Origin of the sequence: Photobacterium sp. J15, assembly GCF_963870815.1 — a bacterium.
Lineage (GTDB): Bacteria > Pseudomonadota > Gammaproteobacteria > Enterobacterales > Vibrionaceae > Photobacterium > Photobacterium marinum.
The window spans coordinates 1,685,517-1,700,674 of sequence record NZ_CAWMUI010000001.1 but is presented as its reverse complement, the minus strand read 5'-3'; the positions used below and the strand labels follow the sequence as shown (position 1 = coordinate 1,700,674).

The window sequence follows — 15,158 nt, the reverse complement described above, 5'->3', positions numbered from 1 at the left end:
TAAAATCACCGTTAAAACAAAATAACATTAACAAACAACAAGATAACATCTATCCTTCAGTCCCATTTGCCCGGAAAGAATTTCATATGAGACCGGAAAGGACAACAAAAAAAAGCTTGCAAACTGACCTTATCATCACTACTGTATAGACATACAGTATGTATATATAACCACTATTAAGGATGGCGAGCTATGGCAGTACTATTTGACAACCTACAATCTGTCTCTGTTTCTCAGGCATACAAATCTACTTTTGCTACTGATACTGCTTCGCCGTCTGTCCTTCAGCCTGTTAAATGTCCGATTGAGGTTTGCTTCTCTGATGAGCATCAGGCACAGCTGGCTTATTTCTTACGTATTCTTAAACAGGCCAGTGAACAGAACCGCTGGATTATGTTTATTGGTGAAGAAGCTCTGGTTGATAAGAAACTACTAGAAAGTGCCGGAATTGATATCAATAAAGTGCTTGTACTGAATAATAAGAAGCAGATTTCTGATCCACGTTTAATGGAGATGGCGCTGGAATCTGGCAATTGCAGTGCGGTGATTGCTTGTGGTGATATTGAGCATTTTACCAACGATAACATCCGCCAGGCCGCAGAATACGGGGCTTCGTACGCTTTCGTGATAAATCATGAAGCAAAGCGGAAAATTACTTTTCACTGATATCTGTTAACTGAGTAGCAAATTTCACTAAATCATTGCCATCAAAAAGAATTTTGGTGGCTTTTTTGATCACAACCACAGAACAGTTGATTTAACCACCTTTTCTTCATAATACCTCACATTTTCTATGCAATTTTGATTGCAACTACCATAAAATACCTCAGAACAAAGCATCACTAGATACAAAAACCGGAAAATGAACATGGAAAAGAAACTGGGATTAGGCTCGTTGACTGCACTAGTTATCGGTTCAATGATAGGTGCTGGTGTCTTCAGCCTTCCCCAAAATATGGCCTCGGTCGCCAGCCCAGCGGCCGTCATGATCGGTTGGACCATCACGGGCATCGGGATGATTTTTCTTGCTCTCGCCTTTCAGCATCTATCCCGACTAAAACCTGAAATCGAAAGTGGCGTTTTCGGTTACGCACAGGCAGGCTTCGGTGACTTTGTTGGATTCTGCTCCGCTTGGGGCTACTGGCTAAGCGCAATGCTGGCCAATGTTTCCTACCTTGTTATTGTGTTCAGTACATTAGGAATGTTTGTCGACCAGCCCGATATGATCATTTTCGGTGCCGGTAATACCTGGTATGCCATTGCCGGTGCATCTGTTCTCCTCTGGATGGTACACTCGCTGGTACGAAGAGGTGTTCAAACGGCTGCAGTAATCAATATGATCACCACCATCGCTAAACTCATTCCCCTCGTCCTCTTCATCCTCTGCTCTCTTATCGCTTTCCGCTGGGATACCTTTGTATTCGACTTCACCGGTTTACACTTCGGTGACGGCCATGATCTACTCTCTCAGGTTAAAAGCACCATGCTGATCACTGTGTGGGTGTTTATCGGTATCGAGGGTGCGGTCGTTGTTTCAGGACGAGCAAAGAGCCGCAAGGATATCGGTCGTGCAACCATTCTTGGCCTGCTGACTGCTCTGACTATTTATATCCTGGTAACCCTGCTTTCTATGGGTGTAGTAAGCACAGAAAAGCTGGCTACATTCCAGAACCCGTCTATGGCAAGAGTACTGACTGAAATTCTTGGCCCATGGGGTTCAGTGATCATCGGTGGTGGCCTGCTTATCTCTGTTTGCGGTGCATTCCTGAGCTGGACTGTACTGGCATCCGAAGCCCCTTATCTTGCAGCTAAAGATAAGATGTTCCCGGAAAGTTTTTCGAAGCAAAATGAAGCTGGCAGCCCGGTGAAAGCACTAACACTGACTAACATCTGTGTGCAGGTTTCTCTGGTATTCGTTGTGTTTGCAGGCAGTACGTATGACACACTACTGGCAATCGCATCTGAAATGATCCTGGTTCCTTACTTCCTGGTTGGCGCATATACGCTGAAGCTTGCTATTGACACTAAAAACCGCGGATCATTGCTGATGGTAGGTACAGGTGCAAGCTTATACGGCCTGTGGCTGTTGTATGCATCAGGATTGAATTACCTGCTGCTGTCTGCCCTGCTCTACCTTCCAGGCCTCTACTTCTATGTTCAGGCTAAGCGCGAGCAAAACACTCAGGCGTTTATCGGCAGTGAAAAAGCCGCAGCCAGTATGCTGACTGCAGCAGCATTTTTGGCAGCTGGAATGCTATGGAAAGGAATGCTCTAAGAGCCACTAAATAAACACAAAAAAGCCAGCAATGCTGGCTTTTTCTTTATCGTTCACGATCAATGCGGTTCAATCATATGAACTCTTAGGATTTCACCGCTCTCTTCCGCAAGCGTAATCCTGCATTCTGCTTTCTCTTCAATCTGCTCAAGTTGTTCATCATCCAATGAGTACGGCAAGGTGATGACCAACTCGGGAATACTCTCGGCCCGTGCAAGGCGAAGCAAACGAATCAGGTTACTGGAATCACTCACATTGGTCGAAAGTACTTTCAGTGCCTGCATCTGTAGTTTTTCAGATTCAGATAACCCTGCCGGTAATGAAGACGTCCATGAAACTTCAAAAGCAGGAAGCAGTGCTTTCAGCGCATCCAGAAACGTCCATCGGTGATGGCAAGACGCAGAAAGGAACGATGTGTAATCGAATACAACGTTACTGTTGTTAGTGCTATCAACTGATGTTTCCATAATCATCCTTAAAAGAAACATTACAACTGTTGGTTAGAAGCAGTATACCGATTGCATATACATCAAGTGTTCCCTCACTATACGATTAACTTGCCTCTGAGGAATTCTCAATTGTGCAAATTTTGCACTCGATCCTGCTTTTTGAGCCAAAAAACCAAAGTGAAAATATTGGGTACACATTTGATTAACATCAAAAGCACCTTAAAAATACAAGCGTTACTTTGTGGAAATATTGCACAATTTGATGTACTGAAACATTCAAAAAACCATTATGGATCATATGTTTCACAGATTAAAAACATAAGCGCCGCTTGCTTAGCGGCGCTTTGATAACGGACATCAACTATTAATTCATTAGCTATGGAATAAGTCTTACATTCCATATAAGCATGATGATAAATGAATTATTTATTTCAACGTTCAATTAAACTGATGTGATGATGAGATAACAACCACACCATTATCTGAAATATGAAAACGCTCAGCATCTTTCTTTTTATCAACGCCGATAACCGTTCCCGGTGGTATCTCGACATGTTTATCTACAACGCAGTTTTCAAGATGCGCCCCCTCCCCCAGCTTTACTCCTTCAAAAAGAATGCTGTTAATTACCACAGCAGCGTTCCCTATGGATACTCTCGGAAACAGAACTGAATTTTGAGCAGAGCCTCCGGCGATCACCACACCACTTGAAATGATTGAGTTGATGAAGATCCCTTCATTTCCTTGTGCCGATGACACCGTTCTTGCCGGTGGTAACTGAGGCTCATAAGTTCTTATCGGCCAGTCCTGTTGATATAAATCCACCGGGGATTCAGCTAAGAGCAAATCCATATTAGCCTGATAAAACGCATCTATGGTCCCGACATCACGCCAATAAGCATCCTGAGTTACCCGCCCGGCTTCACCACCAAACCGATATGCGTAAACATGTGCCCTGTCGATCATTGCCGGGATAATGTCTTTACCAAAATCATGGCTGGAGCCTTTATTTATCGCATCTTGCTGTAATACCTTTTCCAGTACATCGAGAGAAAAAATATAAATCCCCATTGATGCCAGGCAAACATCAGGGTTGTCTGGCAACGTAGCCGGATTTGCCGGCTTCTCCTCAAATGCAATAACACGATGGTCAACATCGGCCTGCATCACACCAAAGGCTGTCGCTTCTTTTTTTGTTACATTCATGCAGGCAACCGTCAGTTCCGCATCGGTTTCAATGTGCTGGCGAAGCATGGGCGCATAATCCATGCGGTAGATATGATCCCCGGAAAGGACAACAACATACTTTGCATTGCTGCGCTGGAGTAAATAAAGGTTCTGGTAAATGGCATCCGCAGTGCCCTGATACCAGCTGTCTCCGGTACGCATTTGAGGCGGCACGGCTGTGATATATTCTCCGAGCTCAGGATTGAAAATCGCCCAGCCATCCCTAAGGTGTTTTTGCAATGAGTGGGATTTGTACTGCGTAAGCACCAGAATTTTGCGTAACCCTGAATGAAGGCAGTTCGCAAGGGTGAAATCAATGATGCGATATTTACCGCCGAACGGCACAGCCGGTTTAGCACGATTATCCGTTAAAGGGGTAAGACGTTTTCCTTCTCCACCAGCCAAAATGACGGTTATGGTTTCATCAATCATCGGGCTTCCTCTGCTTAATAGTTGATAGCGGTTCAAGACATACTGTCAGCACACTTCTGTTGATTTATCTGTAACTATTTCCATTAACAAGCTTTTCAACTATCACTTAGCAACTATCAAGCCACCTGAACTAAGTATGTAGAACCAGCATATTTCGTCAATTGCCCCAAATTTTTTGCTCAGGATTCACCAAAATGAACACCTGACTGCCCTATATGAGTGAAGTCGTTAATGCGATGCACCAAAATGTAGCAGCACATCATTTCATGGTGAAACAAACATGGTGGTAATGAAACAAATATAGAAAAAGAAGCAATGGCCTAGACCATCGCTTCTTTGTAAGTTTTGACTGATTCAAATAACTACCTAATGTTCTTCAACATACATCAGGCTCTCATCATTTTGACTCTTGTGGGTCACAATCTGTTGCTGTTCCCATCTGGCATCTAACAATGCCAGTTCTTTTTTCATTTCTGATAATTCGCGTTCCATATAAGCAATGTTCCGTATTAGCATTTTTCTTTCCATGTTTTTATCCTTAAACACTAATCACACCAACTCAAAAAGATACTATCAGAACCACCCTTTCTAAAATGCCTCTTTCATTTCAAAATCTTTTTTTGCTTTTTATATTAATTTTCTGTTCAACCTGCGTTAAGGATTGACTTTTTTTGATGGCAAACTTTTACTTTAATCATTAGTCAATCAGGCTTGTATGAGATTTCTTCCATGTTTGTATTAAATAGTTTACTTATTCAATTTGCCACTCCAACCGGATAAATAAAGCCAAGATTAAGAAAAACAAGCCAATATAACCAAAATATGAAACAACACACACCAAGCGTTATCCAACCGCTTTAATTAAGCAAATTATTAAAAACAACGTTTGAGCTTTATTTACAAAAGAAATAAAATCGAAATAAATAATCGTCACACGAGTATTACTCTTCAGGTGACAAAATATGCAATACAGTGAACAAGAAAGAGATGCTCAAACTTCCAGACTCTAAGATACTGTTTATATTAGGTATTATTCTCTCTCCTAGCGCATGGTCAGCTCAGAAGAGTGAGTTATCGTATTGCATCGACCCCAACTGGTATCCTCTTAGTTATACCGACAATGGTACCCATAAAGGCCTTAGTGCCGACCTTATTAAAAGAATTCAAAATCATTCCGGCCTTAGTTTTGTATTACATAATACGAATTCATGGTCAGAATCATATTCAGAGATTCTTAACGGCGGCTGTGATGTTATTTTTGATATTCAATCGACAGAAAAGCGCAGAAAGCATTTAGTTTTTTCTGATGTTATCTATAAAAGCGAACTGGTTTTCGTCACCAATAAGCAGGAACGCTATATTACCGATCCCAAAGCTTTTGTAAGAAACAGTCGACTTGGTCTGGTTGATGAGTACGGACCTTCAGATTCACTGAATATACAAAGCGCCAGCTATTATCGTAGCCTCAAATCCGGCCTGATTGCTTTATTCAACAATGAAATTGATGCAATGGTCGACTCATCAGAAGTGATGCAATACATTCTGATGGAAGAGTTTCCCGGTTTTAGCATCAATTCTGGTACCGGCGTATATTGGGAGCTTCGTGCCGCAGTCAAAAAAGAAAATGCTAGTATTATCAAGAAAATAAATCCAGCTATCGCTGCAATCAGTACTGATGAGCTCAACCAGTTAAGGCAAAAATGGTTCTGGTATAAGGAACCCAAACCCGAATTTCAGTGGCTATACCAAATCTCTCCGGTATTGCTCTTACTGTGCTTTGCCATTTATTACTTCTATTCCCAAGGCGTAAGATTAAAAGCACTGTCCGTTAAAGATGAGCTGACTTCTCAGCTAAACAGACGAGGGATTAATAAAAGCTTAAGGCTGGCTTATTCCCTGTTCCTCAGAGCAAATATTAATTTCTCTATCATTATCATTGATATAGACCACTTTAAAGTCATCAATGACAAGCACGGCCACCTCGAAGGCGACAATGTTCTGAAATCACTATCGCAGCTTTTACAACATCAGTTACGTAACTCGGATACGTTAGGTCGCTGGGGTGGCGAAGAGTTCATGATCATCTGCTTTAACACCGAGCTAAATGATGCCGTGGCAATAGCAGAGCGATTAAGAGCCACCATTGAAAAAGATATGAAAGTTGATGGTAAAAGCCTTACAGCCAGTTTTGGTATTGCTGATATTGAAAGCTCACCCGGTGCCGGCATTGATAATCTGATCAGAGTGGCAGATGAGCGTCTTTATCAGGCAAAAATGTCCGGCAGGAACCGCTGTATTCCAGATCTCGCTTCCTGTGAGGCTTAACCTAAAACAATCCCCACCGAGTTGGTGGTATGTTCGAGATAAGAATAAAAAAGCTCACATCCTGCTTAAGACGCTGATGTGAGCTTTTTAGTCTGGAACGTTAACTACCTTCTGAAACTGTTACACTCTGAAACTGTTCATCGCCAATTGCAGCTCTTTATTATTACTATTCAGCTGCTGAGTTTCAGACACAGCGGCTGTCATCTGTGTGCCGGTTTCATCCGCCATCTCATTTACCCGATTCACGTTTCGTCCAATCTCCTGCACGACTTCTGTCTGCTCCGCTGTTGCACAGGCAATTTGCTCTGTCTGAGCCTGGATCTCGGAAATAGCATGCATGATCTTGTTTAACGCGTCACCGACATGGCTGGCTTCATCCATCGTCTGTTCGGCCTGTCGTCGGTTATTACCCATCACAGAAGTCACATTATGAGTATTCGATTGCAGCTGTTCGATAATCCGCTGAATGTTAACAGTTGATTCCTGTGTTTTACTGGCCAAGCTTCTGACTTCATCAGCTACCACGGCAAAACCTCGTCCGTATTCACCGGCCCGCGCCGCTTCAATCGCTGCGTTCAGAGCTAACAAATTGGTTTGTTCAGCAATATCACTTATCACTCCCAACACCTGACCGATCTGCTCAGCATCCTGACGAAGATTCAACACCAACTCTTCCGCACTGAAAATCTCATGTGTCAGTAACTCTACATTTTTGATAGCTGACTGCACGGTGTCATTACTGGTTGAAACCAGTGATTCAGCCTGCTGGGTCATCATTCGGGTCTGCTCTGCATTGGTCGATATTTCATTCACTGCATGACCCATTTCCGTTGCAGCAGTAGCAATTTGGTCCAGTTCGCCCTTCTGAACTTGTACGGCTTTATTAGTCGCAACGATTGTCTGCTCCATCCCCTGACTATTCACTTCAACCTTTCCGGCCAGTTTACGGCTTTGAATGATCAGCCCCTGAATTTTGCCGGCAAAGTCATTGAACGCCATTGCAACCTGGCCAATTTCATCTTTTCTGTCGAAGGTTAAACGCTGTGTCAGATCACCATCTCCATGAGCAATATCACGCATTGCTGCCGCGGCCTCATGAAGTGGCGCAAGTGCTTTCATACAGAAGAGGCCAAGAGCGGTCGCCATCACAACCGTTCCCAGTAAAGCCAGCAGCATCGCTCTGTGGCTGGCTTCTTCTACCGGCTTATCAACCATTGACATTGGCACCATCAGAGCCAGCTTCCAGTTAAGTTTCGGTGACTCCAGCACAATGTCATGCATTGCCACTAACTGGCTGTTGCCCTGCCAGGTTACTTCAGCAAATGAGATCTCGCCTTGCAAACTGGCTTTTCTCAGGTTGGCAAATCCTGGATTATTGTAATCGAGTTTATCCAGTGTTAAGCCGCTCATGTCATCAGGTGTCATACCTGAAAATAAAATCACTTCACCTTTATCGTTAAACAGAAAAGCCGTGCCTTCTCCCATATAACGGGTTTCGTCTAATAAGGCTTGCTGAAGTGCTGTTATTTTCACATCAGCCCCACCAATATATTCAAGCCTCCCTGCGTTATCATAAACAGGAATATATAAGGCGCCATTAAGATTGCCATTTCTTACATCGATGGCAGTTGTGAACCATGCTTTTCTTTCTGACAGTGTTGTTCTCCACCACGGACGTTGTTTCAAGTCTACTGACGAATCATAATAACGACCTGAAGCATCATAATATTCACCTGTATTTTCCAAGGCAAAAAATAAACTAAACAGATTTTCATCCGTTTTATTCATTCTGTGGATATAAGAAAGTACATTTTCATATCTTTCTTTTGGTATTTCGTCACTTAACTCACCTCGTTCTTCTACAAAGGAGCGAACATCTGAACTCATCAGAAAAGTTGTGGCAAGCGATTGATATTTAGAGACATAACCTTTTGCAAACTCGGCTTTCTCACTAACTTGTGTCGCCAGACCGCTTCTGACATTTGTAAGTGTTAAGTCAGAAATCCGTCTTACAGCAAGCCAGGTGCCGACAGAAGCAATAAGAAGAACTAAAAGTGAAACACCCGTAATTATCTTTTTTACGAGAGATACTTTTGCCATTACTAACCCCTAATATATGATTAATTATAATAACGATGAATGTTTAATAACATTTTCCACTATGGGTTAATGAATATTATTCATCGGCTGCACGACATTATGTAAATTCAATATTAATCACGAGAGTGATAACACTGAACAAGTCATTGGTTTTTACAATACATCGGGCGGTATCATATTATCAGCGATCGAAACCCATCCCAATTACGGTCATCTCTCTTATTTAAATAAATTCCATGTTTATTTTGATCTTTATCACGAGTCGGGAAATAACTTATTTCCAAGGGTTTTACATTGAAACTTCCAGTCCGGCTTAAGTTCAGACTGAGCATCAATCATCCATTCTGATTAACAGAATAAATTTTTTTCATTGGCATTCTTCTTCTATCAGCATTAAGATCAGGTTCGTTTGGGGAGTAGTCACTAATTGTTCGCCTGTCGTCATCCCGAAGCCTCATGCTTCCGGCAGTCGAGGATGGATTTGTCATCAACATCTCACATGACACCATTCTGACAAGACCAACGCCATTATTCATGCACTCCGGTGTAGTTGTAGTAATGCGTGGAAGGTCGTAGCACACCCTGTCTGTTCCTCCTTTCGCGTATCATAGAAAGGAGAAAATCATGAGCCTTTTGAGTTATGAAGGGTTCGCAGTTCTGACTGTTATCATGCTGGCGCTGGATTTATACCAAACCCGTGGCGGTGTTATCACGATAAAGAAAGCTGCGTTATGGAGTTTGTTCTGGGTATTCCTTGCCCTGCTCTTTAACGGATTTATTTATCTTTACTGGCAGCAGATGGCACCGGAGAGCAGTTATACAAATAGTGAAGCTGCAACGGCTTTTCTGACAGGTTACCTGTTGGAAAAATCATTAAGTGTCGACAACCTGTTTGTATTTGCGCTGATCTTCGGTCAGTTTGCCGTACCGGAATCATTACGCCCGCGCGTATTGATGCTCGGTGTAGTGGGAGCCCTGCTGCTGCGCGGCTTGATGATCGCCATTGGTGCTGAATTACTGACTCAGTTCCATTGGGTACTGTATGTGTTTGCAGCCTTCCTGCTTTATACCGGCTTTAAGCTGTGGCAGGAGGACGATGAACAACCAGAAGACTTTTCCAAATCATTGCCGGTCAGGCTGGTGAAGAAATGCTTCCGTGTTAGTGAATCTTACCAGGGACACAAGGTGCTATATAAAGACCGCATCGGCTGGATTGCAACACCGATGATGATTGTCATTGCTGTGATTGCACTTACTGACGTGATGTTTGCACTGGATTCAATCCCGGCAATCTTTGCCGTAACTAAAGAGCCATTCCTGGTATTCACCGCTAACGTGTTTGCCCTGCTCGGATTGCGCTCTTTGTACTTTGTTCTGGAAGGTATGCTGACCCGCTTCTGTTATCTGCGGCCGGCACTGGCATTCATTCTGAGTTTTATTGGCGTGAAAATGCTATTGATGGAAACCACTTGGGCAATTCCAACCCCAGTATCCCTGGCCGTGATTGTCGTGACTATTTCAACTGCAATCATCGGGTCTTTGTGGAAAACCAAAGCCGCAGCGGTATCTTCCTGAGTAAGTTGACTGTGAGCTAAACGAAAAAAAACCTAACCACTGCGGATGGCTGTGGTTAGGTTATTCACTCCACGATTTATTCAAGAGCACTTATTGCAAAAGCGCCTGTTTCAACCAACATCAATTTCTTAACGACCCACTTCAGAAGTACCAGCTTCAGTACCTGAAATCTTTAAGGGTCACAAATTCTGGGTCGACCGGATGAGAACCGGGCCTGTCATACCCATAAATGTCTTCTCGTAACTGCAGCCTGTCGTTTTCATCTAACCAGGCTGTCATATACATAAACTCAACATCAAGACGACGAGCCAGGCTGACGGTATCGGAGTCTTCATCCCTGACCATCTGAGCAAAAGGCGCGATTCCAGAGCGACGCTGATAATCAAGAATGAACTGTGCAAGCTCTTCTGCCTTTTCTACCCGTACACAACCTGAACTCAAATTTCGCTTGTTGCGATTAAACAAACTGCGAGCCGGTGTATCGTGAAGGAATATCGCATAGTCATTCGGCATCAGAAACTTAACGCGACCAAGCGCATTAGTCGGTCCGGGTCCTTGCTGAAACTCATAGGGGAATGTTTCCGGATCGACCATACTCCACTCAATCTGATCCGGCAGGATTTCACTGCGATCAATCCAGCTTTTCACGATTTTCATATTCTTATTCGTCAAATATTCTCGTGACTTCTTTACTTTGGGAATCACATCTTTTTGCTTAATCGTCATCGGGACATTCCAGGTCGGATTGACAACCATTGTATTCAGAGACGATGAAAACAGGTTTGTCGGCCTGCTGGCACGCCCGACAATCACCTTAGATTCAAATAACAACTGCTCCTGATTAGTAACCCTGAGGCTGTAATCCGGAATATTCACTTTAATTACCGGTCGCTTACTGCCATCTGCGCCAAAACGGCTGCGTTGCTGGTTCAGTGCAATCACCCTGGCTACTTCTTTATATGGCAGCGCAAGTTGTCGTTTGGTTGATGGACCTATAACCCCATCCACGGACAAACCATTTCGACGCTGAAAAGCCTTGATTGCATCATTTACCGGTCCGGCATTTTCAATCACAGGCTGCTGCCTGAGCCACTGATAATCAGAAAATGCAAGATCGCCGTAGCGATACAGCACTTCAAGCATCGCATGGCCGTTAATAATTTCCTGACCACGACGGATTACCCGAGGGCCCTTGTTTGCTACATAGTTATGCGAGGGCAATCGTATGAACTCTTCCGCAACCTCAATGGCATTTTCCAGCCGCTTCACATTCGGCTTTAGCTGCTGCAATTCTTCAGAAAGGTATTTGGGAGAAATTGAAAGGATCGTACCCAGATATGTTTGTCGCGGAATACGTAACTTATGCCCTTTGAATAAATATCGCGGTTTTTGCTGAACCTGCAGAACAATAGATTTATAAGCCAGTAATGTGTCGGTTGCTAATAAGTCAAAACCACGCAGGTCACTGTTTTCAGATAGCTTTTCAAGCTCCTTAAGTCGCAAGTCCATTCCGGGAACAAGTTCTGCGTACACAAGAGATTTTAACTGCAGTAATAATTCACTCTGGAATGACTCATCAAGCCACAAAGGATAGTAATTATTTTCCCTATATATTTTTTCTAATGCGTTTGTAAAACAAACTGTGTTATCACTGTCGGGGCAAAGTTGCTTCTGGCTGTCAAGCTGGTTGCCATCAAGGAACTGCCAGCCCAGCAGTTCCTGTCCATACGCAAACACAGGAAACACGAAGAGTAAAAAAAGTAATCTACAACAATATCTACATACAATCCGAACAGTATTAATCATTATCCAACGATCCTGAACTAAGGTTGGTTTTAGTTATTGCTGTCAATCCATGATTGCTTACTAATAGAAACAATTCAGCCTTTATCTTTACTGATCAGGCTCTTTTAATATGTAGTCAATAAATTAACATTATGACAAGCCAGTACAAAAAACAGTTTTCTACAATCTTTTTTAACTCAATGTTTCATGTACTTAATTACCGTCTGACATTAATCATTTATTGCTGTTTCTATCATTATTTAAAGAAATATGGATCTGACTAAAGCGGTTGGCAGAATAGCATTCAGCCTTCAAAATAAATATATTTCGAAAGATTAATTAAGTGAACCATCACCCAAGTTATGATGAAATTTTTATGTGAACGATGTGAATATTATTTCTTCAGTAGCTCTGAGTCATTGTGATGCGGAATGTCGGATTTCCATTTGAGAAAATGACACTTTCAACGATTTCACTTCTAGAAATACCGCATAAAGGATAAGGTTAAATCCACATAAGTTTAGCGGGTATTAAATCATGGCCTTGCAAGAAAAATTCCATCAAATCATTACTGATCCTACGCTTTCGCCAAAGCAAAAATCGAACTTCCTTGCATTGGAAGCGGATGCCAGTGTTCCCTACCTCACTGTTTCTGAAGCAGTAAAAGAAGCTATGGAGCACGGGATTATCTGCGACATGTTTGAAGGCAACGCACCATTCAAGCCACGTTATGTACTGCCTGATTACGGAAAATTCCTCAAGCAAGGTTCAGAGTACCTTGAGCTTGAACCCGCGCAGGATCTTGATGAAGCCATTAATGCCCTGACAATCCTCTATCACCATGTCCCTTCGGTTACCAATATTCCGGTTTACTTAGGTCAGCTTGATGAAATTATGCTGCCGTTTGCTGAAGGACTGGATGAAGACACAATTTACCGTAAGCTGAAACTATTCTGGATCATGCTGGATCGCACCCTGCCGGATGCTTTCATGCATGCCAATATCGGCCCGTCGGATAATATTATCTGCCGCAGCATTTTGCACATTGATGCAGAACTCAAGCAGGTAGCCCCTAACCTGACCTTTATGTATGACCCGGCTATTACACCTGATGACCTACTCCGTTTAGCAGCGAAAAACATCTGTGAAACCAGCAAGCCCCACATCGCCAACTATCCGCTCCATGCGAATGCTTTTGACAATAAAGGCTTTGGCATTGTCAGTTGCTACAACTCACTGCCACTGGCTGGAGGTGCCAACACCCTGGTTCGCATGAACCTTAAACAAGCTGCACTTAAAGCAGAAAACCGGGTAGATTTCCTCAATCATGTTCTGCCGCATTACAGCGACCTTATGTATGAACTGATTGAAGCGCGTTCTGCATTCCTTCATCAGGATTCGCATTTCTTCAACAGCTTCCTTGTTGAAGAAGGGTTAATCGATGAATCTCGCTTTGCGCCTATGTTCGGCATTTACGGTATGGCAGAAGCAGTCGATATTCTGCTGGAAAAAGAAGGGATTCAGGCTAATTATGGTCATGATGACGGTGCAAACCAGCTCGGTTATCAAATCTCAGCAGCACTGGACAGTATTGTTAAATCGACGCCTGTCACTTATGGCTACAATGGCCGTGCATTGCTTCATGCTCAGGGTGGTATCAGCCTGGATAAAGACGTAACACCAGGTGTGCGTATTCCATATGGCACAGAACCGGATCCGGTCAGCCATATTCAGGCACTGGCTGAGCACCACCAGTATTACACGTCCGGCATCAGTGACATCCTTACCATTGATGAAACGGTTAAAGGTAACCCTGAAGCTATGTACCAGCTTTGCAAAGGTGCACTGGCGCTGGGAATGCGTGAATTTACCGCCAATGTGGATTCAAATGACCTGATCCGTGTTACCGGCTACATGATCAAGCTGTCTGACATTGAAAAATTCAATCAAGAGGGTTCCCGTACCAATACCACATGGCTTGGCAATGAAGCTGCCGCCAACACTGGAATCCTGAACCGCAAGCCGAGAGTGATCAGTCATGAACAAACGCCTTATTACGGTAACAACAGTGGCAACGGTCAGTAAAATTCTCAACTTCTCTTGCGTCGACGGGCCTGGCAACAGGCTCGTCATTTTCCTGCAAGGATGCAACTACCGATGCAAGAACTGCCATAACCCGCACACAATCGGCGTTTGTGATCATTGCGGCGACTGCGTTAGCCACTGCCCTGCCAATGCGCTTTCAATAAGGCAAAACGGCTCAGGAAAATCTCAGGTTATCTGGGAACAGGCGCTATGTACGCACTGTGATACCTGTTTAAACGTTTGTCCGAAACAATCGAATCCGAAAACACAGCGCTATACGGTGGAGGAAATGCTTGCTGTTGTTAGAAAAAACAGTCTGTTTATTACCGGCGTGACAGTTACCGGCGGAGAAGCGACACTCCAGCTGAATTTCATCACAGAGCTGTTTACACAGATCAAAGCCGATCCTGCGCTCAATCACCTGACCTGTATGATCGACAGTAACGGCAGTCTGAACGAAACCGGATGGTTGAAAGTCATGCCTGTATTGGACGGCGCAATGATCGATCTGAAAGCCTGGCAGGAAGAAACGCACCTGTGGATCACCGGGCGCGACAATCACAGAGTATTTAAAACATTAAACTTATTAGCTGAACAGCAAAAATTACACGAAGTCCGTTTACTGCACATACCGTCTGTAACTGATTTTCAGGCTGAAATTGACGATTTGGCTGATTACCTGTCGCAACTGCCAATCAGTACTCAGGTAAGGCTGAATGCCTTCCAGCACCACGGGGTAACCGGAGAGGCATTAGAGTGGCCGGTATGTACGAAAGAAGAAATTGAAACCCTTGCACAACAACTGGAAAAACGAGGCGTGAAAAATGTTGTGCGCCCAGCAGTTGTGTTCAGTTAGGTTTTTCTGTCCTTTCTGTATTAAAGGAACAAATATCAGGAACCGAGAC

General features: G+C 43.5%; 11 protein-coding genes. 6 read left to right on the top strand and 5 right to left on the bottom strand.

What is annotated here, in order from left to right:
• The first annotated feature begins 192 nt into the window (after nt 1-192).
• Entirely contained in the window at nt 193-666 is a 474-nt protein-coding gene (locus AACQ93_RS07865) for a cell division inhibitor SulA (protein ID WP_064603633.1), read from the top strand.
• A gap of 202 nt (nt 667-868) precedes the next feature.
• Nucleotides 869-2,275: a basic amino acid/polyamine antiporter gene (locus tag AACQ93_RS07860; RefSeq protein ID WP_064603630.1), complete on the top strand. Its 1,407-nt coding sequence runs from the start codon at nt 869-871 to the stop codon at nt 2,273-2,275.
• A gap of 59 nt (nt 2,276-2,334) precedes the next feature.
• Here the strand turns inward: AACQ93_RS07860 and AACQ93_RS07855 are convergent, their stop codons facing one another.
• The 3 genes from AACQ93_RS07855 to AACQ93_RS07845 form a co-directional block, all read right to left on the bottom strand.
• Nucleotides 2,335-2,742: a hypothetical protein gene (locus AACQ93_RS07855; RefSeq protein ID WP_007461407.1), complete on the bottom strand. Its 408-nt coding sequence runs from the start codon at nt 2,740-2,742 to the stop codon at nt 2,335-2,337.
• Nucleotides 2,743-3,162: 420 nt separating this feature from the next.
• Entirely contained in the window at nt 3,163-4,380 is a 1,218-nt protein-coding gene (gene glgC, locus AACQ93_RS07850) for a glucose-1-phosphate adenylyltransferase (RefSeq protein ID WP_064606585.1), read from the bottom strand.
• 369 nt (nt 4,381-4,749) lie between these two features.
• A complete protein-coding gene (locus AACQ93_RS07845) occupies nt 4,750-4,911 on the bottom strand; it encodes a hypothetical protein (protein ID WP_157097527.1) in 162 nt (53 codons plus the stop codon).
• A gap of 459 nt (nt 4,912-5,370) precedes the next feature.
• On the opposite strand from AACQ93_RS07845, the gene AACQ93_RS07840 reads away from it, so the two are divergent.
• Nucleotides 5,371-6,708 (top strand): transporter substrate-binding domain-containing diguanylate cyclase, encoded by a 1,338-nt coding sequence (locus AACQ93_RS07840; protein WP_064603627.1) that lies wholly within the window; start codon nt 5,371-5,373, stop codon nt 6,706-6,708.
• Nucleotides 6,709-6,828: 120 nt separating this feature from the next.
• On the opposite strand, the gene AACQ93_RS07835 is transcribed toward AACQ93_RS07840, so the two are convergent.
• Nucleotides 6,829-8,808 (bottom strand): methyl-accepting chemotaxis protein, encoded by a 1,980-nt coding sequence (locus tag AACQ93_RS07835; protein ID WP_064603614.1) that lies wholly within the window; start codon nt 8,806-8,808, stop codon nt 6,829-6,831.
• 624 nt (nt 8,809-9,432) lie between these two features.
• Between AACQ93_RS07835 and AACQ93_RS07830 the strand changes: the two genes are divergently transcribed.
• On the top strand, nt 9,433-10,383 hold the full coding sequence (locus AACQ93_RS07830; protein WP_064603611.1) for a TerC family protein: 951 nt from the start codon (nt 9,433-9,435) through the stop codon (nt 10,381-10,383).
• Nucleotides 10,384-10,539: 156 nt separating this feature from the next.
• Here the strand turns inward: AACQ93_RS07830 and AACQ93_RS07825 are convergent, their stop codons facing one another.
• The gene (locus AACQ93_RS07825) at nt 10,540-12,120 is read right to left on the bottom strand and encodes a L,D-transpeptidase family protein (protein WP_198160104.1); all 1,581 of its coding nucleotides are present in this window, start codon (nt 12,118-12,120) and stop codon (nt 10,540-10,542) included.
• A gap of 585 nt (nt 12,121-12,705) precedes the next feature.
• Between AACQ93_RS07825 and AACQ93_RS07820 the strand changes: the two genes are divergently transcribed.
• Both AACQ93_RS07820 and AACQ93_RS07815 read left to right on the top strand, forming a co-directional pair.
• Complete coding sequence (locus AACQ93_RS07820) at nt 12,706-14,253, top strand: YjjI family glycine radical enzyme (RefSeq protein WP_064603604.1); 1,548 nt, start codon at nt 12,706-12,708, stop codon at nt 14,251-14,253.
• Nucleotides 14,207-15,109: a YjjW family glycine radical enzyme activase gene (locus AACQ93_RS07815; protein WP_064603599.1), complete on the top strand. Its 903-nt coding sequence runs from the start codon at nt 14,207-14,209 to the stop codon at nt 15,107-15,109. Before AACQ93_RS07820 ends, AACQ93_RS07815 begins: the two co-directional genes overlap by 47 nt.
• Nucleotides 15,110-15,158 lie beyond the last annotated feature (49 nt).

Excerpts from the sequence above, each read along its gene's own strand:
- AACQ93_RS07845 (WP_157097527.1), bottom strand. The coding sequence starts at position 4,911 with ATGGAAAGAAAAATGCTAATACGGAACATTGCTTATATGGAACGCGAA.
- AACQ93_RS07860 (WP_064603630.1), top strand. The coding sequence starts at position 869 with ATGGAAAAGAAACTGGGATTAGGCTCGTTGACTGCACTAGTTATCGGT.
- AACQ93_RS07835 (WP_064603614.1), bottom strand. The coding sequence starts at position 8,808 with ATGGCAAAAGTATCTCTCGTAAAAAAGATAATTACGGGTGTTTCACTT.
- AACQ93_RS07855 (WP_007461407.1), bottom strand. The coding sequence starts at position 2,742 with ATGGAAACATCAGTTGATAGCACTAACAACAGTAACGTTGTATTCGAT.
- AACQ93_RS07830 (WP_064603611.1), top strand. The coding sequence starts at position 9,433 with ATGAGCCTTTTGAGTTATGAAGGGTTCGCAGTTCTGACTGTTATCATG.
- AACQ93_RS07815 (WP_064603599.1), top strand. The coding sequence starts at position 14,207 with ATGAACAAACGCCTTATTACGGTAACAACAGTGGCAACGGTCAGTAAA.
- AACQ93_RS07820 (WP_064603604.1), top strand. The coding sequence starts at position 12,706 with ATGGCCTTGCAAGAAAAATTCCATCAAATCATTACTGATCCTACGCTT.
- AACQ93_RS07865 (WP_064603633.1), top strand. The coding sequence starts at position 193 with ATGGCAGTACTATTTGACAACCTACAATCTGTCTCTGTTTCTCAGGCA.
- AACQ93_RS07840 (WP_064603627.1), top strand. The coding sequence starts at position 5,371 with ATGCTCAAACTTCCAGACTCTAAGATACTGTTTATATTAGGTATTATT.